17 protein-coding genes and 1 pseudogene are annotated in these 24,681 nt (G+C 38.9%); 2 read left to right on the top strand and 16 right to left on the bottom strand.

Annotated features, from left to right (window positions below; genetic code table 11):
- The coding region (locus BLQ81_RS23045; RefSeq protein WP_317042051.1) for a transposase at positions 1–305 on the top strand (305 nt) is incomplete at its 5' end.
- A gap of 295 nt (positions 306–600) precedes the next feature.
- Here the strand turns inward: BLQ81_RS23045 and BLQ81_RS20735 are convergent.
- The 9 genes from BLQ81_RS20735 to BLQ81_RS20695 all read right to left on the bottom strand — a co-directional run bounded on the left by BLQ81_RS20735 (position 601) and on the right by BLQ81_RS20695 (position 13,475).
- A complete protein-coding gene (locus tag BLQ81_RS20735; RefSeq protein ID WP_092734683.1) occupies positions 601–3,813 on the bottom strand; it encodes a type I restriction endonuclease subunit R in 3,213 nt (1,070 codons plus the stop codon).
- A gap of 4 nt (positions 3,814–3,817) precedes the next feature.
- Positions 3,818–4,969: a DNA-processing protein DprA gene (locus BLQ81_RS20730; protein WP_092734680.1), complete on the bottom strand. Its 1,152-nt coding sequence runs from the start codon at positions 4,967–4,969 to the stop codon at positions 3,818–3,820.
- Positions 4,966–6,981 (bottom strand): RecQ family ATP-dependent DNA helicase, encoded by a 2,016-nt coding sequence (locus BLQ81_RS20725; protein WP_092734677.1) that lies wholly within the window; start codon positions 6,979–6,981, stop codon positions 4,966–4,968. Before BLQ81_RS20725 ends, BLQ81_RS20730 begins: the two co-directional genes overlap by 4 nt.
- Before the next feature lie 6 nt (positions 6,982–6,987).
- A complete protein-coding gene (locus tag BLQ81_RS20720; protein WP_092734675.1) occupies positions 6,988–7,440 on the bottom strand; it encodes a hypothetical protein in 453 nt (150 codons plus the stop codon).
- On the bottom strand, positions 7,430–7,816 hold the full coding sequence (locus tag BLQ81_RS20715) for a helix-turn-helix domain-containing protein (RefSeq protein ID WP_175454309.1): 387 nt from the start codon (positions 7,814–7,816) through the stop codon (positions 7,430–7,432). Before BLQ81_RS20715 ends, BLQ81_RS20720 begins: the two co-directional genes overlap by 11 nt.
- A gap of 37 nt (positions 7,817–7,853) precedes the next feature.
- The gene (locus BLQ81_RS20710) at positions 7,854–8,372 is read right to left on the bottom strand and encodes a hypothetical protein (RefSeq protein WP_092734669.1); all 519 of its coding nucleotides are present in this window, start codon (positions 8,370–8,372) and stop codon (positions 7,854–7,856) included.
- 82 nt (positions 8,373–8,454) lie between these two features.
- Entirely contained in the window at positions 8,455–9,597 is a 1,143-nt protein-coding gene (locus BLQ81_RS22420) for a restriction endonuclease subunit S (RefSeq protein ID WP_175454308.1), read from the bottom strand.
- The gene (locus tag BLQ81_RS20700; protein WP_092734665.1) at positions 9,594–11,666 is read right to left on the bottom strand and encodes a type I restriction-modification system subunit M; all 2,073 of its coding nucleotides are present in this window, start codon (positions 11,664–11,666) and stop codon (positions 9,594–9,596) included. Before BLQ81_RS20700 ends, BLQ81_RS22420 begins: the two co-directional genes overlap by 4 nt.
- Before the next feature lie 156 nt (positions 11,667–11,822).
- Positions 11,823–13,475, bottom strand: coding sequence for a DEAD/DEAH box helicase (locus tag BLQ81_RS20695; protein WP_092734662.1), 1,653 nt, complete (start codon positions 13,473–13,475; stop codon positions 11,823–11,825).
- Between the two features lie 205 nt (positions 13,476–13,680).
- Between BLQ81_RS20695 and BLQ81_RS20690 the strand changes: the two genes are divergently transcribed.
- On the top strand, positions 13,681–15,432 hold the full coding sequence (locus BLQ81_RS20690) for a hypothetical protein (RefSeq protein ID WP_092734659.1): 1,752 nt from the start codon (positions 13,681–13,683) through the stop codon (positions 15,430–15,432).
- 11 nt (positions 15,433–15,443) lie between these two features.
- Here BLQ81_RS20690 and BLQ81_RS20685 read toward each other — a convergent pair whose 3' ends face one another.
- The 7 genes and pseudogenes from BLQ81_RS20685 to BLQ81_RS20655 form a co-directional block, all read right to left on the bottom strand.
- Positions 15,444–16,388 (bottom strand): hypothetical protein, encoded by a 945-nt coding sequence (locus tag BLQ81_RS20685; protein WP_139183693.1) that lies wholly within the window; start codon positions 16,386–16,388, stop codon positions 15,444–15,446.
- Positions 16,389–16,508: 120 nt separating this feature from the next.
- Positions 16,509–18,074 (bottom strand): DUF3696 domain-containing protein, encoded by a 1,566-nt coding sequence (locus tag BLQ81_RS20680; protein WP_092734653.1) that lies wholly within the window; start codon positions 18,072–18,074, stop codon positions 16,509–16,511.
- Complete coding sequence (locus BLQ81_RS20675; protein ID WP_175454307.1) at positions 18,071–19,798, bottom strand: DEAD/DEAH box helicase; 1,728 nt, start codon at positions 19,796–19,798, stop codon at positions 18,071–18,073. Before BLQ81_RS20675 ends, BLQ81_RS20680 begins: the two co-directional genes overlap by 4 nt.
- A gap of 217 nt (positions 19,799–20,015) precedes the next feature.
- A pseudogene (locus tag BLQ81_RS23215) lies at positions 20,016–20,342 on the bottom strand (DUF2513 domain-containing protein).
- A gap of 19 nt (positions 20,343–20,361) precedes the next feature.
- Positions 20,362–20,847: a hypothetical protein gene (locus BLQ81_RS20665; protein WP_092734644.1), complete on the bottom strand. Its 486-nt coding sequence runs from the start codon at positions 20,845–20,847 to the stop codon at positions 20,362–20,364.
- Positions 20,848–20,851: 4 nt separating this feature from the next.
- The gene (locus BLQ81_RS20660; protein WP_092734641.1) at positions 20,852–22,351 is read right to left on the bottom strand and encodes a DUF7017 domain-containing protein; all 1,500 of its coding nucleotides are present in this window, start codon (positions 22,349–22,351) and stop codon (positions 20,852–20,854) included.
- Complete coding sequence (locus BLQ81_RS20655) at positions 22,341–24,467, bottom strand: ATP-dependent DNA helicase (RefSeq protein ID WP_092734638.1); 2,127 nt, start codon at positions 24,465–24,467, stop codon at positions 22,341–22,343. Before BLQ81_RS20655 ends, BLQ81_RS20660 begins: the two co-directional genes overlap by 11 nt.
- Positions 24,468–24,681 lie beyond the last annotated feature (214 nt).

Below are 24,681 nucleotides of genomic sequence, written 5' to 3'. Positions count from 1 at the left end.
ACCACGTAAGACCCGGAGAGAGGAACCCGATCGAAGGGAAGTTTGGACAAGCTAAAAATGCATACGGGATGAACCGGATCAGAGCCAGACTTAAACACACCAGCCAATCGTGGATCGCCTCCATCATCCTAGTGCTGAACCTGGTCAAACTGGCCGGGATGGCACTGGCATGCCTAGGTTTTTCAGCACAGGAGAAGTTAAATCCTGCATTTCATAACACGTTGAACGTAATCCTAACCGTCTTTAAGATAAAAAACCAGTCCAAGAGGGAATCTGGACTGGCTTTATTAACTTATGCAGCCTGAGTTTTTCAGCAGGCCCTACTTAGGCATATTACTTTTGACTAAATGTTCATTCAAAAAAGTCCCATCCTATAAACAAACTTATTCTAATGCTCTCTTTTATCAATCAATCTCTGAATATCCTAATTTTATACGAACCTGTTTTTATAAAGTAGCTTTCAACAGCGGAATTTCAAAGATTTGTAAGTCAGAATATATAAAAAATAATTGATCTAATCATACCACCTGATTTTGAGTTATCTTTCATTAATTCGCAATAAAAATATGGAAAAAAAAGTCCTATTTAAAAATTAGCAAATTAATACCTCCCATACAAACTATTGCCGCCCCCATAGTACTGACTTTTCAAGTGATCAAAAACCAAATTGGTCCTTAGGTCAATATCATCAGTTTGATACGTTGGATAGGGTAAAACCTCAAAAAGTGTTTTACTCACATAGTTGAAAACAGCCGCTGCGGTTACTGTCTTATCGGCCCACTGTTCCACCTTCAATTTCTCTTTCTTCAATTCTTCGAGGAGTCCGACTGATATCTTTTTTATTTCATCCTTTTCCTGCTCTTCAAGTTTTTTACCTTGTCTCAGAATATCGAAAATGGCTTTCTGTTCATCAGTGAGTCCCTCTCGTTTTGTATCTGCCTCTTCTACTGAATAGGAATTGACGAGTTCGATCAATTTTCTGAAGGTCTCTTTGATGACCACTTCATCCTTACCTCGATTGTATTCTTCGATTATCTCATGGTATCGCTTGTAATAGTCAATCGTAAGTGGATTTCGCTCAACCATCCGTTTCAGGTTCTTCTCAATCTTGTCTTTTAATGATTGTACCAGGGCATTTTTGTTTTTTGTTTTCAAAAAATATTGCTCAAGTAACTCGAAATTCAAACCACTGAGATCAATAAGATTAGCATCATTGAGATTTGGTTCAGAAACCATATTCTCAATTGATTCATCTACCACATGTTGGATTTTCCGCATTATATCAGCCACATCGGCACTCTCAATATTGCCTTCTATCGCAGAGTAGACTACATCTATCGCATTTTTTCTCAACGCATATTGGTTTAAAACTTTGTCCGGTTGCAAGGCCTTGTATTTCTTAAAAACCTCTCTTGCCAAAATCTGGAATTTACTTTTGGTTTCGTCGTTAGTGTAAACAGAATTTACTGCTTTTTCCAGGGCGGCTAACTTGTGTAGTCCATTAGCATTGATTAATTCCTGCAAATCGAAATTGACTTCATCAAGAAGAAAGGACTCGGTTGCATTTAAGGTTTCCTCTAGCTCTTGGATAAGCTCCTCTTTTGGTTTTACCGGGGGTTCAGGTGTTGCGGGACCATCCTCTCCTCCGGAACCATAAACAGCCAAGGCATCTAATAAAGCAGTGTAGGTTTCAATGTAATCCACGATCAACCCATTGTTTTTTCCTTCGCTGATGCGGTTAGCTCTTGCTATAGCCTGCATCAGCGTATGGGATTTCAAGGGTTTGTCAATATATAAAGTGGAAAGCGTAGGGACATCGAATCCAGTAATCCACATGGCACAAACAATCACAAACCGGAACGGATCATTTTCATCTTTAAACCTTGTCTCAAGGTCTTGAGTGTTCATTTTCTCACGGTGTGGCTCAATGTCTAAATCCCATTTCTGAAACTTCTGAATCTCATTTTGCTCAGAGCTGACAACCACACAAACTTCCGTTTCCCTGATCCATTGGAGTTCCCGGCTTTTCTCCAACAATTCCTGATCTCCGTATTTGCCCTTTGCAACTTCCTTTTCCAATTGCTCAACAGTCAATTTCCAATGATGAGTAATCAGGTCGTACATTTTTACTGCAGTAAGTTTATCCAAAGCGATAAACTTTCCCTTGCCTTTATACCCACGATTACAGAAATGCCAAACCGCATCTTTGGCAATCGCATCTAATCTTTTCTTGGCTGTGAGAATTGGATATTCTCTTGCGATCAATTGTTCAACTCTGCTGCGTTGGTCGGTTTCCAATTCCTCATTTTCCAGCAACTGCCTAATTTGGTCATTGATCGTTGGATTTTTCAATCCTAAATATTCGCCTCTATTTTCATAATAAAGTGGAACTGTGGCCCCATCATCCACACTCCGTTTGAAATCGTAACGGGACACATAATCGCCGAAAATCCGCTTGGTAATTTCATCGTCTTTAAATAGCGGTGTGCCTGTGAAACCGATAAAAGAAGCATTCGGAAGGGCATTGCGCAAGTTCATGGCCAATTGACCTCCTTGCGTCCGATGGGCTTCATCTGAAATCACGAAAATGTTTTCCCTTTTGGTAATTTCTTCTTCAAAATTGAATTTGTGAATGAGGGTGAACAAATAGCGATGTTCTGAACTCAATAAGTCCTTCAAATGCTTCCCGCTGTTGGCTTTTAAGGAGTCTTTTGGTCCCGATTTTACCTGCGGAACTGCTCCTATTCCACTGAATGTACCATAAATCTGTGTGTCTAATTCGTTGCGGTCGGTTACTACCAAAAAAGTATAACTGCCTGTAAACTTGTGGTGGATTTTCTGGCAAAAGAAAACCATCGAGTAGGATTTTCCGCTTCCCTGAGTGTGCCAAAATACCCCCAATTTCTGCTTTTCTTCGAAACTGATTTTACCCAATTTATAGAGATATTCTTTGTGCCTGACATTTTCAATGGCTTTGTTGACACCAATAAACTGGTGATTTCGGGCGATCAGTTTGACTACTTTGCCTAAGGAATTGTCAAAGAGGATAAAGTTTTCAAATAAATCTAGGAAGCGCTGCTTTTCACAAACCCCTACAATAATTCTATCCAAAGCAACAATGCCCTCATCTTCTTCGGTGATGCGTTTCCACTCATGAAAATGCTGATACTTACCCGTAACACTGCCGATTCTACTTTCTATTCCATTACTTAACAATACAAATGCATTGTAATGAAACAGGTGTGGAATGACATCCTTGTAGTCGGTAAAATTATCGTTGTAGGCGTTTTCTAATTTTCGGTGGGCTGCTTTCAGTTCGATGAATAACAGTGGAATACCATTGACAAAGCCAATGATATCGGGTCTCCTTTCTCGCCTGCTTTTTCCCTGTATCCAGAGTTGCCGAACCGCCAAAAAGTTATTGTTCTCGGCATTTTCAAAATCAAAAACCTTAATTACTTTATTCCTTATTTGTTCCCCCTTCTCATTTATGAAGTCTACAGGAATGCCATTTCTCAGAAGCTGATATTTTTCGAAATTGAGTTCTTCAAAAGACTTAGTGGTACTTTCCTCTGTAAGTTTTTGGTATGCTTCATCGTAGGCCTTTTGGGGTAATCCAGGATTGAATGCACTGATTTTTTCAATGAAATATTTTTTCAGAACGACTTCTTTTTTGCTCTGTCTTCCAAGTGTAGATCCTGTTCCGAAGATTTCACTGTTGTAAGCCAATAATGTATCCCAACCTAATTGATGAAAAAATAAATCAATCGCTGTCTGTTCAATGAGGTTGTCTTCTGAATATTCCCAAGCCATTACATCAAAATAAAGTTAGAGTAGTCGCATCCGTCCGTGAAAATTTTGTGGGCTTACCCTCAATCATTTTGACATTAGGATTCTTTTTGAGGAAGGTTGTGACTTTTTTGGTATCCCAATCAAGCTTTAAACCTATGGTTATTTCCTTAGCCGTGAAGGGGCCTTTAGTCAAGAAAGCCAATATTTTTTGCTCAAGAGTCAGTTCTTCCTGATCAGAGCTGATGCTTTCATCTATTCCATTTTTCTTAATCTCATTAGCTGGGGATTGGTCTTGAATTTTTTCTCCCCAATCATCCACAGCGATTCCACCCAAATTAATCAAGCTGAGATTTGCATTCTTTTCTTTCTTTTCCGGAAATCTGACATAAACAGAACGCTTTCTTTTTAGTCCATCCATGGCACCTTCCCAAGTTCCGCCCTTACTGTCTGATTCCGCCACATAAATTTCTTTGGCCAAACCATAGATGTAAGCATTTCTTGCCATCGCCAAACCAACATCCCATCCGGCTTTTGGGAAAAATGTACTTAATACAAGCACATCTCCATTTATGATGGGTTGATAGTATTTTTTGAATCCGGACTGAAAGGTCAAAATGCCTTGTGGAAGCACAATAATACTCTTCCCATTTGCTTCCAATGTGCTGTCCAAAGCTTGTTTGTCTACTCCTTTAGCAAATCCACTTACAATGACCTTGGATTCTTTTACACTTTTTTTAGCAACATGATCCGTAAAGTCCAACGCCTTTTGACCCGCTTTTCTGGAGCCGACTATGGCGACCGCATCTTCCTTAAGAAGTCCTTTTCTACCCTTGACGTAGAGTAAAGGTGGGCTGCTTTTTACCTTAAGATTTTCCTTCAATTCCGTAGGATATTCAGGAGAGTTCAGGGGAATCAGATCAAAGCCCTCACTCTGTAACTGTTCAGCTATGAAAGCCAATCGAGGAAGATCTTTTTTGGTGAATTCCAGATCGGCGATCTCTTTTGCAGTTAAAGAAAAAATCTCAGTCCAACCCTGAGCATTCAAGTTGAAAAATTCTTCCAAAGACATTTTTTTATCATGAACGATCTGTACAATCAAGCGATTGATTCGATCAGTCGTCCATTTCGGTAAATGTGCTATTGCAATCCAATAAGTGTATTCTGCTGCTTCTTTCATATATCTCCTCCAACTGTTCTCGCTATAACCAATGGCGCAATTTTTTCAGCTCCTAGGTTAGTCAAATACTGACCAATTTCTTTGATGGTATATCCGCTGTCAAAAATGTCGTCGATCAACAATATACTTTTTCCTTTTATTTCTTCGTGCTTTTCAAATCGGAATTTCCCGGCGACATTGTCTTTTTTGGAAAGTCCGCTTTCGAAAATCTTCTGGGGTTCCGTCGGCCTGGATTTTACCAAGCCATCCGAAATTGGGAACCCCAAAGTTCTAGCCACTTTGCCGGCGAAATTTCTGACTAAATCTCCGGACTCTGTCGGTGGAACATAAAGAACCAAATCAAAGGTCTCACTTCCAAAATGCTTCCGATAGGCTCTTAAGGTTTGCCTTAATAACCAGTCCGGGAAATCCCCTCTTCCACCATATTTGCAGTGCTTGATCGCTGACCCCACATTTGATACTCCATAGTAGGAAGCTGCGATTCCATTCACCAGGTTGCTTTTGCTTGTCTCTACTTCCAGAACAGGGAAGAAATTTTCCAAAAAAGTCTTCACCTTTTCCTCAAAAACAGGATCAGAAGGCACAATGACCTTTTTCCCTCTGTCATTGTCACAGATGCCACAATAATGCGCAGGTTCATCACCTAAGTACTCACAGAGAAATCCCATCCTGCAGGAATCCAAATTGACATATTCCACCATTTTTGACAACTCTTGTTCCTGGGCAGCTCTAAGCTTATTGAACTTAGTGAAATCAAAATCAGGAGCTTGAGGATTGTAAAAGTACTTTTTGCTGCTTCCTCTCACCTGCTCATTCACTACACCCTGATCAACCAAATCTGCCAAAATCACTGAAACCTGCGTTTGCTTTAAATTGACAGCTTTAATTACTTCGTTTCTTCCCATCAATGCACTTTTCACCGCAGAAATCACCCGATTGTATTTTTCCCGAGAGGGCTTGGAACCTTCGATAAAAGCACGGGGAAGCTCTAAGTCCACATGAGGATTATACAGCAATATTGCATGTGCTTTTTCTCCGTTTCTTCCAGCCCTTCCAAACTCTTGGTAGTAATGGATAGGGGACTGTGGAATTTGAGTGTGGATGATAAATCGGATATCTGACTTGTCTATCCCCATACCCAAGGCATTGGTTGAGACGATGACTTCGTACTCATTTGCCATGAAGGATTCTTCGATTCGCTTTCGGCTTTCCGGATCCAAGCGACCATTGTAGGCCGTGGATTTAATCCCTAAAAACTGAAGCCAATTCGCAAAAATATCGGTATCGGCTTGAGTTCCGGTGTAGACAATGCCAGGCTTGGGAAGGTGATCCATGACTTTTCCGAGCCAAATCATTTTTTCGGCCTGACTCTGCACTTTCACTACTGTCAAACCAATATTGGAGCGGAGGAGTCTGCCACGGATGGGTACTAGATCAGAACCCACCTGGTCGATAATGTCCTGCTCTACCCGTGGTGTCGCAGTAGCTGTCGTGGCTAATACCGGAAAAGTCTTGGGGAGTAGTTTTACCAAATTGACAATCCTGCGATAATTTGGCCGAAAGCTCTGTCCCCAAATAGAAATACAATGTGCCTCGTCGATCACGATCATTGCAATTTTCATCTCTTTGGAAGCTGAAATCCACTCCGCATTTTCCATGCGTTCCGGGGCGATATATACGATGTCCAACTCGTTATTCTGAGCCTGCTCGATTATGTTATTGTTTTCGTCTCGTTCTTGGTTGGAATTGATAGCTGCTGCTCTTATGCCTTTGTCCTGCATACTCCTTACTTGATCTCGCATCAAGGCGATTAGAGGTGAAAAAACGATGGTCACCCCATCCAGTTGGGTAGCAGGAAATTGAAAACACAATGATTTTCCGAAGCCTGTTTTCTCAATAAACAACACTCTCATTCCTGAGAGTAATTTATCGATGACCTGCCATTGCAAATCATGAAAATGGGGAAAACCAAAAAGCTTTTTTAGTTGTATCTCAGCTAGCTGACGGTTCATCTTTTCCTACTTATTTTGAAGCAATTTATTTGGATTGATAATGGGCAAAACAAAGTTTTGTAAAGCTGTTCCCTGTAATCTCGTTAATAATATCCCTCTTGCGGTGGAATAGGTAACCGAGGACAAGGCATTGGCTAATCCCGGGTGTAATTCTAATTTTTTGTTTTTCGCAGGAATAGCCAATTCTGCCAAATTTTCGATTTGATACAAGAACAAAAGGTGAAAATTTCCTGAGGCTTCAGATTCATTTGATCCCTTACTATTGGTTTTGATACTAATTGTAAAATCTGCTTTGGCTAATTTATCACTGAGGTTAAACCCTAATTTTAAGGCATGATCTAATTCATGGCCTCCCACTTTGCTGATATCAAAATTTTCAGGTGTATCCACCTGACCTTTTATCATTTTAAACTCAATCAAAGCGATTTTTTCAGGGTCAAACTTATCTTTATGTTCCATAGCTCAATTCATTTGATGGTTCTGATTCTACAGGCAATAGCCATTCTTTTCCTTTAGGTGAAGGTTCTACTTTTCTATAGCTTACAAAAGTGTGGGCCCTGCAGATAAATCCATCTTCCACAAATTCAGTCTGTGTTTTTTTCTTGGGCACTTCCAATAACGGTTCGCCCAACTCAGCAGACAACTTTGCCAAAGACCGCAGGGTGAAATTATGCTCTCCCCCTAGCCATTTTGATATTTCGGATGGCTGCTTTTCTAACTTTTCAGCCAATTCTTTCTTTGTAATTCCTTTTTCACGCAATAGCTGATTGATGCGGATCACAAGGTCAGCGTATAAATCAACAAATATGTCAACCTCTTTTGGAGTATTATCCAATATTCTTTGTAAGACTTTGCTTCTCATAGTGTTTGTTTTATAAAAATATTTCCTCGGCGTCGTCGACGGATCTAAACCCTCTTTCGTCGGGCGTTATATAGATTTCTCTTGCTTGTAATGCTGTTAATATTCTTTTTGCAAATAAATTGGCCTCATGAAAAGCCATACTTGTTGTACCTCCCTGTGCAGATTCAGCGGTTTTTTCACCACCGTTAAACAATACCACCAAGTTGTCTGAAATGCGCAAACAATATAACCGAAGTGGAAAATCACCATAGTTGATGGTGATTTCTCCCACTTTATACCTACCAGATGGAGGAAGTGCTTGGGCTGCATTTTCAAAACGGAAAAAATCTTTCTGTGCTCCGACATCATTTCCGATTTTCTTAGTGAGGAATACCGCCAACTCTTGAATCGGTTTTTCAAAGTTTGACTCGTTTTCATATTTTTCGAAAAACCTATTTGTCTCAGAAACATCAGCCTCCTCCCACCTTACAGTGTAAAAGGTACATTGCCTTCCTTCGTCGTCAAATATTTCGAGTGTAAATGTATTCACTTATAACTGAATTATAAAATTTTTTGTTTCACTTTTAAGTGAATTGAATGGCTTTGGAATCTACCTGTTTTAACTCAACCAATTACACTTCTATTTGTCCATTCATCAGTCTAGGCAATAAAATATCCCGTGCCTCCCGCAGTTTGGTATTTTGTTGATGAAGGTTTTTGATTAATTGATAAATTGGTTTTATCTCTGAATTGAATATTTTTAGATCGATATCTTTTGGGATTGAAACCAACAGATTTTTAATTATTTGCTGGCTAATATTTTCCTGAGCGGCACCCATTCTGAAACTCAAAATATATTCTCTGTTTTCAAGGAGCCAATTTAAAATGTAGTAATTACTTTTTAATTCGTCTTTTTCAATAATTGCACAACAAGCTTGATTTGTTGTGGAAGGCTGAGAAAGCAAACCGAGTTTTCCAATGGTTGCACCGTACATTGCCATAATTACAGAGCCAATTGGAAAGAGTTTGGTAGAAGATTTCTCAACCGCACCTTCTGTAATTTTTTCTTCGCTTTCAAGTAAGATGCTATCTGATAGTTCTTTTGACTTAAACCAATTTATTTCTCCAGTAAAATATTCCGCATTAGTTCTTGAAGGCGTTCCACCAGAACTAGTATCATACAAATCAGAAAGTATAAACTTTTTAACCTTATCCAGCAACTTATAACTTGCAAACGCCTTCTCCTCCAGCAACTTGATCCGCTTCAAATTATTCTCTATCAAATCATCATAAGCTGATAAGATGCTGGCTATTTTGCGTTGGGTGGGGAGTGGGGGAAGATTAAATGAATAATCACGAACTGCTTTAAGTCCTAAATTCTTTATTGTAGAACCTGTTGCAAAATCACGAGCATATATTTGGAAGTCTTTATTCGCTAAAACATATCTAACAAAAAGTTTCTCTGCTTTTTCATTTACCTTAATGTAGCAAGCACTTTTTCCTAATGCCACAGGTTCATCCCGATACAAACCTATATTTCCTAATGTCCCGTTTATTGCAACAAGAACTGTTTTGTCATTTAGTTCTTTTTTGATTTTATCATATTCAATACTTGAAATTCTCTTGGTGTCTTCTTTAATCAGAATTTTTCCATTTGAAAGATTATTGCCATTAATAAAATAATACTCTCCTGAATCATCATATTTTGGTGTTCCATGTAATCCATCTCCGATTTTTGTGGAGATACTTTCTAAACTCACCTTCTCCCAACTCATATCAACACCGTTTTATAATTTTCTGAAATAGAATTTGCCAAAGCAACAGCTTCCTCATTCAATCCTTCCAACTCAATATGTATTTCGTTCAGGCGTTCTTCGTAATCAAAGTCTTCATCGGTGGCAGTGTCCACACCTACATATCTGCCCGGGCTTAGGCTCCAGTCTTTGGCTTCTATTTCCGTTTGGTTTACTACTTTACATAGTCCTTCCACATCGGCATAGACGCCGTCAGGAAAGCGGCTATTCAGCCAATGGGCTTGTTTGTAGAAGTATTCGGTTTCATGTAGCAGTCCAGGTTCTTCTTCATCTGGATTGCCGCTGAGTTGCTGTTGCAAGGCTTTCAGTTGGTCGAGTTGCTCTTTTAGCCCAAGCTCTTTCCAGTCTTTGTTTTTGTTAAGCTGAAGTTCCTTTTGTCCCTGGGTGATGGCATCGAGGAATTGCTTGATCAGCTTGTCCTGTTGCTTCCTCAGGTTTTTACACGCCAGCGCAATCGGCTGCAGGATTTGTTCGGTTGCGGTAGCATTTTCTGCCAGGGAGATTAACTCATTTTGCATTTGCTCCACGGCCTCGCCTTCTTCAAGAAATAACGTATCCGCAAAAGTCTGTGCTGTTTTATCCGTTTCTGCCAGCTTCACAGCAAAATTCACTACGGCTTCATGGACTTTTTCAAACTGTTGCTGAAGTAAGTCCAGGACTTGGGCAGTTTCTTTGGCATAGGCAACTGAGCTTTCCAGATAGTCTTGCACAGTAGCATCAAACTTTTGGGTATTGCCTCTGTAGAGGTTGACAATGCAAATCAGGTTTTGCAGCTGCTCAGGGCTAAAGTCGTTGACCTTGCTCGTTACCTTTCGGTAAATTTTACGTGCATCCAGCATCAGCACTTTGTCCCTTTTGGTGGCGTCGTTCTCTTTGGCTCTGTCAAAGAACCAAAGGGTGCAAGGCAAAGATCTGGTGTAGAAAAAGTTGTTACCAATCGCCATCATCACATCTACTGCACCCGTTTTTACCAACTTCTCCCGAATATCTTTTTCTGTGTGTCCGGCATCGCTGGCAGACGAAGCCATTACAAAACCTGCTCGTCCGGTAGGCTTCAAGTAATTGTAGAAATACTGAATCCACAAATAATTGGCATTGTCGTTTTTAGGGAGATTTACTTTGCCATCCAAGATTAAACGAGGATCCTTCTTTACTGCATCTTTTGCTTTGTCCACCCCATCTACATTAAAAGGAGGATTGGCCATGACGAAATCGGCTCCACCTACAAGGCTGTGTTTGTCTTCGTAAAAGGTGTTTCCTTCCTGGATGTTCCCTTCCAGTCCGTGAACGGTTAAGTTCATCTTGGCCAATTTGGTATTTAGCTCAGCTTTTTCCTGTCCGTAAAAAGTAACCTTTTCGGCAGGTTTCAGTCCTTCGCTTTCGATAAAATAACCCGTTTGTACAAACATACCCGCACTGCCGCAAGCAGGATCAAATACCGTCCCATGGTCGGGTTCAATAACGTTTACAATGGTTTGCACCAAACTCATGGGCGTAAAAAACTCTCCACCTTCCTGTGCTCCGGTCATTGCAAATTTGCCCAGGAAGTATTCGTAAATCTTTCCAAACAGATCCCCTTCCGCTTTTTGTAAAACTTCTTTGTTGAAAATTCGGAGCAGTTCCCGTAATAAGTCTTTGCTGAAAATGGAAAAGTTCTTTGGCAATACCCCTTTGAGGTTATCGTATTCATCCTCGATCAGTTTCATCGCATTGTCAATTGCTTCGCCTATGTCAGCACTTTCAGGTAGCGAAACCAGGTAATCAAACTGTGCCTCGTCGGGAAGAAACATGGAATTTTGCTCTTCAAAATCCTTTTTGGTCAGCGGACGTTTCCCACGCTGCGGATGTGAGGGCAGGGTCTTTTCAACCTCAACTTTTACTTTTTGAAATCTATTGTAAGCGTGTCGTAAGAAGATTAGCCCCAATACCGGCATGGAGTATTCCGAGGCGGTCAGTTTGCTGTTTGCTCTGAGTTGGTCAGCAGCTCTCCACAGTTCGGTTTCTAATTTTCTAAGTTGTTTTCCTTGCATTTCAGAAATTTGATAAAGGGGTAATTTATTCTTGAGAGGTTTAAAGTAGGTAAATTAAAGCGTAGGATGAATGCTGCTGAAGGTCATTTGGGATTGCTTCATTGAAAAGTGCTGATTTGATTAGGCTTAGTTTTTTTATTTTAATGAATTAGAGATCTATGAAGCTTCTTCCAACTTTTCGAAAATGATCAACAACCCTTTCGCCCGGCTCAATTGCGTATATCTCATTTTTTCATCGGGAATAGGGAATAATGGAGTTTTGAGAACCAGAATCAGGACGTCAGACTCACAGCCTTTGAACCGATTGATGGAGGTTAGGTAGATGACATTTTTGTCTTGTTCTTTGTCCGGGTCAAGCAAGGCGAGATTAAACTCAAAATCCAGTTTCCATTCTTCAATTTCCCAAGACCGAAGCGAACCATCCAGCATTATTTTGATCAATGAATGCGGAATTTCATCTTTTCGAATGAGTTGAAATAAGATTTTGCTTATCTCTTTCAATAGATTCTCTTGGGAAGTGTAGGACTTAAGCATTACTTCTCTTCCCTCTGGCACGACTCCGGGTATCAGTGAAAGATTCAAATGAGAATTTATGTAGGAGTTGATATTCTTTGAGTTGCGATAGTTATAGGAGAGTTTGAATGGAGTCCAAACTTCAGATTGCGGAAGGCGAAAATCCCGATTGAAGATATTTTGCCTTTCGTCAAAGAAGATAAAGTATTTGCCTTCAGGTTTGAGCAATGTAACAAACCATTCAAGCCATTCGCCCTTCATATCCTGACCCTCATCGATTACAATGGCATCAAAAAGTTCGGCATCCTTCCATTCACGGCTTTGGATTATGGTAAAGAATTCTGTTGGAAGAACATTCAGGTAGTAATCCTCCAAATTTTCCAAATCAGCTGTAACCGCTTTGCCAGTAAATTGATGGATCATCGAACTCATAAAATTCAAAACATGATCCACTAATACGATTTTGGGAAGACCTTTACTCAGATCGTTCTTCAATTGTTTGTTGAAGCAAAGTAAGAGTACATTTTTTCCTTCTTCAGTAAAATAGGTTGCCGCAAACTTGGCTAGAATGGATTTGCCACTTCCTGCACCACCACTGATTGCCAATCGAGGCAGATCTGTCAAACCCGTGAAAAATGCTTTTTGATTGGTAGCAAGCTGATCATAAGTCAGATTGATCTCATGAAGTAAGGCTTTGAGATTGGGAGTTTGGTCAAAATCCGCGAGCAGATCTTTTTGAATGACTTCCTGATATTTTTCGAAAGTGAGTCCGCCAAAATGTTTGAAATTGTGAGGGAGTTGATTTATTGTATTATCGATGAATTTAGTGGGATCAGTGAGTGCGTATTGATCCAAGACTCGCCATTTATCAAGTTGGCTGGGGAGGTATTCCTTACTTTTCTTCACTCCATCCGGAAACCACAAAAGCCAAATAAAGGGAACTGCATTAGCTCCAACTTTCTCATATCTGGATATCAAATTCCGGACATAAGAAGCGGCTTGTTCATCGGGCCCTTTCTCCATCTCCCTGTCACCGGAATACCATAGATTTCTTTTGGCAGAATAGGAAATCGCCCCACCCTTAACTTCTACCACAAATACATAATTGAGCTTCCCACCCCGTAAATCAAAAATCAGAAAATCAACTTCGTAAAGCAGAGGTTCTCTATGATGGCGCTTGGCAAAGCTTTTATTGTAAAAAATCTCAAATTCATCCCCTAGATCTGACAAGGCATCGAAAACTACTTTTTCAGCAAAATTTTTCCGATACTCCGGAAAGGTGTTGGGATAAATCATGTAGTGGCTGGGTTGTATTTAAAAATAGGGAATTACCCAAAACTAAAAGCATCTCGGTCGATAATTTTTTTTGAAATTGGTTTTTCGAGCATTCTGGTGGGGATTTTGGAAGTATTGATCTTCGAGAAAACAGAGCCTATTTTTTAAGTGGTAATTAACTGCAGATTGTAATTTTTAGATTTGAAAATCACCTAAACTTTATTGAATGAAAGTTGTAAAAGGATTTGCCAAATATCTTGGGATTACATGGATGATCATTTTCGGAGGATTTGGACCTATATATCATTTAAGTAGCCAACATTTCAATTTTAATTCAGAGAGTGGGATACCTACATTTCTTGGGGTTTTATTGGGAATACTAATCATGTTTAGTCCTGGTTATTTCCTGTATAGATGGGGAACGAAATCGAAAAACAAGAAGTCCAAGAAGGAAATAGATTTACAAGAAATAGAGCCAGCTCCCATAGAAGTAATTACTACAAAGGAAGATGCAAATCAAGGTAAAGAAACTAGCAACCAAATAATTAACATAATCCGGTTTGATCTTTACAAAACTCCTGAAAAGCAAGCAGAGGAAAAACTCAAAAAACTGGCTCAGGCCCAGAAAGTAAAGTCGACGGGAGAAAAAGTAAAAATAGGAGAAGCCCGCGGACAAGTTTTTCCTGTTAATTATCTCCCCGAAAAAGAATATTCTGAACCGTCACTAGACAAAAAAGATTCGAAAGATCAGTTTACAAAGCAATTTGTTGAAATGGACTATATGCCCGATTCAACTTGGATTCAAAAAGGCAAGGAAAAGTTTTTCCCTTACGTTAATATGCCAAAGGCTGGGACAAAAGTACTTCTCCCAAATCCGGGTAAGTTAAAATCCTCTGGAGTAACTGAAGCCGGATTCAAAATGAAACTTTTGGATGCTTTCGGTAAATCCATTTTTTCTCAGCATTTTCTCGTTTTTGAAGGCGCCAAAAATAATTATGAACCAGATTTCATATTTCAGGAAAGTTCGAGGGGACTTCTAATTGACATTGAAATAGATGAACCATACTCAGGGAAAAGCAGAAAACCCATGCACTATGAAGGTAATTCAGATATTGACAGGGATCACTATTTCAATAAAAACGGTTGGGTGGTAATTCGTTTTGCAGAAGAACAAATAGTCAAAAATCCTCAAGGCTGCTTACTGTATATCGCTGCAGTAGCCGATTCGCTCTTGGGAACAGATTATTCAGGAAGTTTATTAAAAGCCGGTTCATTGGCCAGAATTAAGCGATGGACCTATGAAGAAGCTGAACAGATGGCGAAAGATTTTTATCGAGAGAAATATCTTGGAATTGAATTTGAAATCGAACCGGAAGCATATGAAGAAATAGAAACAGAGATTCAGTTTGTCAAGGAAAATCGGTCACCTTATGGTTTTATAGATATTACATATCGAGACACAGCCATTGGTCAGCTCAGCGATGAGGAATCACACTTAATTAACCTCATCGAAGAAATCAAGAATAAAAGCCTGTTCTGTACCTTCAACTATGCCAATTCAAGTATTCAGTTAGTACAGCCGATCAGAATTGAAACTACGAGAAGTGTCAGCAAGCTGATCGCCTATGACTTTATCCAAAATAAAGAGCAAGAGTTTGAGGTTAGACTGATCAGCGATTTGATAGAGATACAATCGCCATTTTACCAAACCTTGGACAGTAACCAAGGCCTGACCAAACTTAGAGAAGCAATGGACCTAGCCATTAATAATATGCTGTACGTGAGGTTTACTTACACCAATGCCAACTATGAAAACAGCCTACGGACTCTCGGCCCTTTAGATTATACCCAAGAATTTGATGGATGGGGTTACCATCGCCAACATATTGCGGGATATTGTCACTATCGAAAGGAGAACCGCAGTTTTAGAATTGATCGAATCAGGCAGTTATGGATTTTAAATTTTGGGTTTGATTGAATAGGAAAGGCTTATGGGGATTTATCGTTAATCGGAGTAAATATTTGATGTTCTATATCATCCGATTTCCAAGTGTGCTGTACAGTTCCTAAAGCTAAAGGTGTCCTACTAATTACTCTTTTTGCTAGATTCAATTTACTTTTCCATGTCCTATATCCCTCTATTATTGGGTTACTATTTGTACGTTCATCCACGTCACTAGAATAGTCTTCGGGTTGCGAGGGAAAGAAATTACATGAAATTGTTGTAGGCCGATCAAATGGATGGGGGATGGAAACCAAGGCATAATTTGTCAAGATAAATCTATCTGAGGTTTCTATTTCTTTAAGTTCTTTCGGAGCAAATACATGCAATGATATTTTATCACCAAAATGGTTCCGGATCTTATTTATCCTAGAAGAAATTGAATTGGTCATGTTTGATTTTGAATTTTCAGTCACAACACAAACTTCAAACTTCTGGAAAAGCTGTTTGGGTATGATCCAATCGATAACATTAATGAGATTCGGTATTTTGTTTTCCAATTTTTCCGTATCCTTAAAAATATGTTTGTCTATGATGACCAAACCAGAGCAAGGATGAATTAAATTCTTGATCTGATATAAAGTTGCATCAGTATCAACAGAAGGAAAAGAGTGGTTGAGGTAGAATGATCTGTTTAGGAACTCTTTGCCTAAAATTATACGCCCTGATTTTTCTGACTTCTCAACCGATTTGTTGAATGAATCACCGGTAAAAAACAAAAAATCACCAGAAAACTTTGAATCAATCCTTCTATTCAGGAACAATTCTCTTCCTGAATCAACATAAACATCAGATTTAAATGTTGATCGAATAATTTGATCTTTGAGGCTATTTGAGACACCTTCAGTTGACGTCCAACAATTTTCAACATCCTCCTTAGAAAAATCAGAGTACACATTCGCTGACATAAGGAAATCATGAATTCTTCTCATGCTTTCATATTTTGATCGACTATCCTTGGTAGAACGGATAGTGTTAGCGGGAAGAGTTTCAACATAATGATCGAATTCTTTAGTAAAGCTCTCCTCAAGGTAAACGTTTGGATACTTCAATCAATTATCATTTAATTTCAACCTGTACAATTCAAAAGCTATTCTATCGGCCTCATCAAAAAAACCTTCCCCAAACGGCAAAGTCAACCTGCCATTTTCCAGTATCCGAATAGATCTATATGGCGATTGCAAATAATCACTGGAACCTATCTGATGAAAATACAAAATAGATGTATCATCCACACTCAATTTTTTTGTAGCAGTCAAGTACTGAAGTTTCCGAATTAAATATTCACTATGGGTTTCAATAACAAATCGAATGTTAAACTTTTTATTTGCCTCAACAATCAAATCCGCAATCTTTGTTTGAAAAGAAGGGTGGAGATTACCTTCAGGTTCTTGGAGAACAAAAAAATTAGAATAATAAGGTTGTTCTCCCTCATATGCACCTGCTCTAATTTCATCTTCATCAGCAAGGTTTAAGTGCCCAGCTAAGGCTATTTTCATTATAACAGGAAGAAGTTGCGTGTAACCAAATCCTAAATCTGACAACAAAATTTTTCGTCCATTTTGGTTCAAAAACACTTTAAAGATTACTTCATCATCATCATTATCAATTATTATCTCTTCACCTAGTGAAAACAAGGCAAGTTGGCTTTTAACAAACCCCTTAACCTCTGAGTTGAAGTTGACACTATATCTTTTATAATCAAATAAGAAGGAGGCAATATTATCAGTAGATCTTATATAGTATTTTTTTGATTCTGATCGAATGGAATCAAAGCTACTTATTGAATTGAAATTATTTATGATGTTTCTTATGGTACTAGCCAAAATCACTCTTGAAAATTGTTCATGGAAAAATACGCCAAGCTTACTCCTTTTTACAATTATTTTATTTTCCTCGAATTTTCGCTCAAGCCTATAAAAAAACTCATCTCCTAAAGTGGACACTCCACTTTCAATGGTTTGATTGAAATGTTTCGATTCATACTCAGTCCATCCAGTCTCACTATCTATTCCATCCTCTTTAAATCTATTCAATTCATCAACATATATTTCATATTCAATTGATCCCTTATCAAAATCATACAAAGGTTCATTTGAATTAACTTCTAAATCATCATACAAGAAATTAAATGAATCATATTTCAAATTATTTATAAAGTAATTTAAATCGAATTTATAATTAATTAAAGGGCCAAGAAAATCATCAAACTGCTTTGACGCTTTTAAAATTGAATTGCCATCTGAAGCAAAAAGAGCAAAAGAATCTAACCTACCTTTAGATTTGTTATTGCGGTCAAGTTTATATATAAGTTCAACTACATGAACCCCCATGTCATTTACATAGCATGAAAAAGAAAAACATATTGTATCACTTTCACTGTTATAATTGAGTGAATTTTTGAAATCATTCAAGTTGTGATCTCCTATAGAAAAATCAATCTCTTCGATAGACTTATTTTTCTCAAAATTACTCTTGAGTAACAGAATCGCCTTTATCAGACTGCTTTTACCTGAGCTATTTGTTCCGGTTAAGATCGTAATAGGAGCTAGATCAAAGGAGGTCTTCTCCTTGAATAGTCTGAAATTTTTTAGGCTGATGTGAGTTAATACTCTCATAAAATAGGTAATGGTGTACTTATGTTTTCTATTGTTGAACTATTGGCAATAAAGTCCAGTTGAGCCGATCTATTGAGAAAGTCAGCAATTTTTTCTCCACTGGGAAGGAGGCTTCCTGCTTGTGCTACAAGATCCCGATTTCCCAAGACAACAGCCATTTTCTTTGCTCTCGATACCGCCACATTGAATCGGCGGATATCAAAGAAAAAATCATACTTCGCTTTTTCACTTCCTATTTTGGTTATCACGGAGGAGTAGAGAATCACCTCTTTTTCCTGGCCTTGAAACTTATTCACCGTTTCGATCTGTATTCCTTTCCAATCCATCTTGCGTGCAGAAAGAACCTTTTTGATAAAATTTACTTGCATATTGTTCGGCGCGATTACACCTATTTCCTTCTTTAGAATCCCAATAGTTAAAAAATCCTCAACTAGGTCAGCAATCAAGTTTGCTTGTCCTTTATTTAGTAAAAACTCAACCTCCTCCTCAGTATGTATGAAGAGTAATGGATTTTCCAAAAATTGGGAATTAAGAATCTTTAGAGAGCTGCTCTTCAGATTATTTGGGAATACCAATTGTTCTGACTGTACTAGCTCTCCGCAGGTCAATTTTCCATTATAGTAATTTGGAGAGATGTAATCGCAAATGCTTTGATTAAATCGATAGGAGGTCAAAAGTGGTGATGACTTATAGACCCTAAGAAGTAAATCAAAAATTGAAATGGAAAATTCTGTATTTGCGATTTTTGGAATATTGGGCAATTGCATATTATCTCCTATGAAAATCGTCTTAGTTGACGATGCAAGGAAATGAACCCCGGAAACGATATCCATCTGACTTGCTTCATCCACAATGATAAAATCGAACTTTTTGTGATTTTTCAAGAATTCTTGGATAGTCATACCTATGACAGATTTCGCTTTTCCATAGGTCGAAAACATATCCTTTCTAGATGCTCTTAATGGTTCTGAGCATTTTGATTTTTTACCAATCTTACTAACCGGAACTCCTAATTCTTGAATTTTTTTCAAGATGTTGTTAATAGCATCATGTGTAAAAGCAGTTACTAAAACTTCATGCCCCTGTTCTAACAAGTATTTAGATAATTGGGCAGCAAAAGTGGTTTTCCCTGTGCCAGGAGGTCCTTGAATCAAGGTGACGGAATTCGAACCTAAGGTCTTGTTAAAAGCCTTTATTTGAGATTTATCCAGATTGCCCATAACACTCACTTTTGGAATGGATAATTGAATGGATTCACAGTTATTTGTAAGCTTTTGATCCACCAGCTTTGCGTTTTTCTCAGAGCGAAGTATCCTGTAATAATCATCTTCTTTCTTTGAAATTAGGAAATCAAATGCAATGAAATTTTTCTCCAGATTAACTTCATCTCCAACTTTTGGCCACCATCCCCTTGGTTCAATCGATAGATATTGGCCATCTGTTGACAAAACACTTCCGGCTCCTTCCGATCCGGTGGCTCGATTGAAAATGTTTAAAGCAGAACCATCGCTTAGATTACATTCGGATCCTGATATATCAACCAGCACTTCGTCATCCTTGATTTCGACCACTTTTGCTGATTCAATCAAGTAACCTTCCTTGATTTTTTCTTTCACAGAAAGATTTTCTTTTTCCTCATTTTCTTTTTTTTCAACTTTTCCTTCTTTCTGAAAATGCTCGCCCAGTTGAAAAAGAAAATGATCTTTGTCAAGAGAAAATTTCATATCAATGGATTGGCCTAAGTAAGGAGACTTGTTTAAAAACGGAAGAGGGAATTTGACTACATGTGTTTTTAAAAGCATATGGTTTTGGGTAACTCAAAAGTGAAAAAGGATGTGTTTGTTTGGAGGGATTAAATTAAACAATTAATATGATCCCAATAGGTATTTTTAATAAGAGGGGATAAAGCCTAAAACTCAAAATTGGCTTTTATCACTTGGTTTAGAAACTTTTTTTTAATCCAAATGGTAAATTCCCGGCTTCCTGAGAAAGCCTAGACTTCAGCTTATTCCAAGCCTTTTCGTTTTTCAGGGAATCCAAAAAATCATGGCTCTCCCAAGTTAACGAAATAGGAATCTAGGTTTCACCTGAATCATTTGAGATTTTGCGAGAGTGGATTAAACCTGCCTCAGTCAGAATCGAAAAATGAAAGTTTACATTCGTTTTGTTCCATCCATCAAACTGAAGATTTTTCTTCCAATCAAATGGATTTTGATCCTGTTCCAACACTGAAAGAATGACTTTGATTAAGCCCCAATCCCATTTCATAAATATTTAGATATAGAAATTATTCTGGTTTGACCTCACCAATAATGCGTTTCACCTTAGCCAACTTTTCCTTATCCTTCATTGTATCAGATTCAGAATCTTCAAGGGCTTTAACTAAGGCATCGTATTTTAAAGATTTAAGCCAAATATCAGCAAGTTGTTTTTTTAATAAATCTTCGGTAAATCCCGGCAAATAGATTCGGTCAATATTTTTTAAATAAATCTGATCCCTCACATCTTCTAAATTAAAAGCAGACCTTTCTAGGAGACACACGACTAATTTTTGTCTTGAATTTTCAATCCCTGTAAGAATTTCCAAGAAAGCAGTTAAAACATCACATTTCTGGTTTAAATAATCGTTATTATGGAAAAATGGGGAGATATCTTTTGCTTTTTGCAAATCCCAAATAGCCAACTTGTAGTTAGTTTCTCCTCCCTGAATGACTTTTTCTAATGCAGCTTCGATAAGCTGTTCCTTTTCTTTCAATTGTTTATTCTCTTCCATTTTTCTAGATTAATTTCCAGCCCCACTTTTCCTTTTTGGAATCGTAAGTTTTGATGATTTGACCTTTGAAGTTTTGCCCATCGCTGAGCTTGTATTTTGTAATAAGGCTCGGATGGATAAAAGCATCCCCAATAAATCCAAAGCTTGCTCCAGGTTTGATTTTCACCGGCCCATCCACTTCTTTCTGAAATTGGGACTTGAAGGAATCGTCATTGACTTTTTTGCAAGTCAGTACATTGTATCTCCCTCCTTTTGCTCCGCCATTGAATCTTACCCTTAGCACTTCGCCCGGTTGGACTTTTTTCAGAAACCTGTCGTACTTGAAAAAGCCAAACTTCTCCTCTGACGCAATGAAGTTGAGCATACTTTTGTCAGCATTGACAAATTCGACAAAAACCAATTCCTCGGGAGTATCTGCAAATAGGATTTCTTCTGCCAAGCCACTGTGCTGACGATAGAAGGTCTTATTTGAATCCAAGGCTTTTGCCTCGTTGTACCAAGCTTGAGAAACCCACTGATTAATGACACCGGGGATTTTATGTCCATGGGTTTCCTTCACTTGAAGGATCAGCTCAATCTCAGTTTTTGCCTCGTTGTATAGTTTTTTGTTGATAAGAAGCTCGGCCATTTTCTGACGAGCACCTACCAGCATTTCTTCAGGACTCGTACAAAGTAATGCCCTACAGTGGCAGGAGAAAACCTTATCCTTGTCCGATTCTACTGCCTCCGCCAATATCTCCCATACCCAGAAATCATTTTGCTTCTTTCGTGCAAATGGGATTAATGCCGACAAAACGTCTTCTGTATCTCCCAATGCAAGGAGTAACTTGGCTTGAAAATAGGGTGGGTATTGATAGTTGGGATATTTTTCTGCCAATGCTTCCAGTTTGGGCAGGAATTCTTCTGCCTTTTCCCTGTCAAAGTTTACATTGCCCTGCATATCCCTTTGCGGCAAAAGGTGCTTAGCGTAGGCAATATAGATTTGCTCGGCCAAGGCCATGATTTCTTTTCCTGTTGGCAGTTTTTCTTTCTGATGATCCTGCTCGGACAGGTTTTCAATCCCCCACCAATTAATAAAATCCAAGTAATAGCCAGTGTCCTTTAGACCTTTGTGGAATCCCTTAAGCAAAAAGCTATAGCCTTCTGAAGGTTTGGTGAAATGGAAATTCCGAACTAACCCCAATAATTGATTAATTTTTTGGACTGATACAGGTTCCTCCCTAGTCAAAGCAAATAGCAGTTTACCTACCTGAAAGGAAAGCGAATCAAACAGCATCTTTTCATCCTCAGGCAGTTCCAATTCTGCCAACTGATTTAACCAGGAGACGAAATCCTCAAAGTTATCAGGTGTGGCATTGGCTTTCAGGTATTCATAATACACCCAACTGAGGTTCCTTTTGGTCCAGATATTATCAGGCTGCTCCTCAAATTCAGCTTTTGCCATCTGCATCGCCTCTTCGAGTCTTCCGGATTGTCGGAGTTCTTTGATTTCCTTAGCTGGCATATTCCTGAAGTTTTTGGATTAATTGGGCAAGTTTCAGATCGTTTGGTCCTTCGGTGGATTTTGGGAGCGCACTGGTCAGTTGCCCTTTTCCATTGAAGTAAAATTGGATCAGTGCAGCTTTTCCATCGGTCTTGAGAAAATAAGATACAAAATACTGCTGAAGCTTTTCTTCCACATTGGTTATTGTTACTTCGAATTCTTCAGTTGCCTGACGCATTGTGCCCCAAAGCCTTTTCAAACTTTCAGAGGAAGGGGAATAGTCAATTGAATATACCGCTTGGTAGGGTTGGTGTACCAAATCAAGCAAATCGTCTTTCCAAGCTGTGGCTGAACCTGGGACTGGTTGAAAATCTTTAAAAATACCTGCCTTGTTATGGTCCGATTCAATGACCAAAAGTTCATCCTCACGTTGTATTGTATATCGCTCCCGATATTCTCCCATACTTTGGACTTGGGTGATCTGATAGGCTGAATTTTCAAATTTCTCCTGAAGCTCCCAAAACTTAAGACTTTTTGCCGGAGGTTGATTTTCCCGATGATAAGGGGACAGTGGTACTAAACCCAGGCTAAGGGCATTTTCTGGTACATGGGTTAAATGACCAATGGAATTAATTTTAAACTTGGAGAATGGCGTGATCAGAGGCGCATTTGCTGCAAAGAATTTTGAACGGGCTCTGGTGGTGGCAGTGTAACTCCATCTCAAGGGATCATCCGCTAAACTCGTTCTACCATAATAATCGACAAAAACAGTATCCCATTCTCCGCCTTGTGCTTTGTGACAGGTAATTGCATAGCCGTACTTCACGCGAACGGCATTGAAAAATCGGTCTGATTTCAATCGGTCTTTAAATTCTGTTGATCCTACTCTCAGTGACATTCTCCCTTGTTGCTTATTCTTTTCCTGCTCTTCCTTGAAGCGCATGACAAAATCCACATAGAGTGCCTTCAATTCCAAAATATGTAGATCTCTATTCGGTGAATTGAGGAGAGAATCGATAATCAAACATTTCACATCCTCTGAGTGACCTCCCAAGCGAATGGTGACCTCACGGAAACCCAGAGTGACATGCTTTTTCACTCTTTTTCCAGCGATGACATCAAATACAGGGATATTCTTCCGCTCGATTAAGGAGGAGTTTACTCCGATGACTTTTGCCATCTCCCCATTCATCATTTCCACACCATAGGTATGGTAATTATTATGATTTATCATCAAGACATCTCCTGCTTGCACAGTATGCTTACCGGGGAATAGCTTTTCCCGTACTGCAAAATTGTATTGGTGACATTGGCTGTTGCTATACGCGATGATGACGCCGTTTCCGATTTCGGGGATGGGGAATTCTCTTACATATTGATGCGGGACGTGGTCGGTCGGTATTTCAAAAGAGTTGGTTTGATCAAAAAGAAATTGAAATGACGGTTTCTGCTTATTCCCAATTAGCGACCGAATCCTGAAGGCATTTTCCAAAATGCTATTTTGATTCTGTCGTTTGACAGTCGTAAGTGTAGCAGAAGCGGTTTTAAAACCGAGGGATTCGAAATATTCCTCACTCAATGCTAGGGATTGATTGTCACCAACCGGAGGCAACTGGGCAGGATCACCTACCAAGATCAATTTGCATTTCGAAAAAGGTATCCTGGAATTGGTAATTAAATCATCCAGCAGAATGCCAGTTCCAAAAGTGAAAAGCTCATGATGGGATTCCTTACTGGAAACCATGGATGCCTCGTCAATAATCAAAACCGTTTCATTGTCTTCGATTTGATGAATAGGGAAAAAATAATGGAAAGAAGAGCCTGCGTCATCCCCATCATCTTCTGTAGTTTTTAGCTCCTTGAAATTGTAGATCGTCTTATGGATAGTTTGCCCGAATCCAGTTTTGTCTCTAAGTACTTTGGCAGCTCGGCCAGTGGGTGCCATCACTTCAACTTGCTTTTTTTGATCTTTTAAAAAGTCAATAATTCCCTTGAGTATGGTCGTTTTTCCGGTACCTGCGTAGCCTTTGAGAATAAAAACCTCAGCATTGCTCGCCAAAAACTGATCAACACCTTGAAGAGCCTGTTCTTGGTCGGGACTTAGAGAAAGATGTTGAAAGTGGGTTAAGATGCTCATGGGTTTAAATTTGATTCAAAGCTAGCAGGGTGGTGTGAAGTGAAGGTGCACAGGAAATTTAGGTCTTCCCTAAGTTACTGTTAACCTTAAAAATGAAGTCTTCAAGGAATCCTAAAAATTTGGTTCTACCCTTAAGTTAGTGGGGATATAGGTCTAATCCACCGTTAAAGAATAAAATAGCACTTCTAAAGTTGGCGAATGTTCTATATCCTCT

The organism is Algoriphagus alkaliphilus (assembly GCF_900103735.1).
Classification (GTDB): domain Bacteria; phylum Bacteroidota; class Bacteroidia; order Cytophagales; family Cyclobacteriaceae; genus Algoriphagus; species Algoriphagus alkaliphilus.
This window is presented reverse-complemented; position numbering and strand designations above follow the sequence as displayed.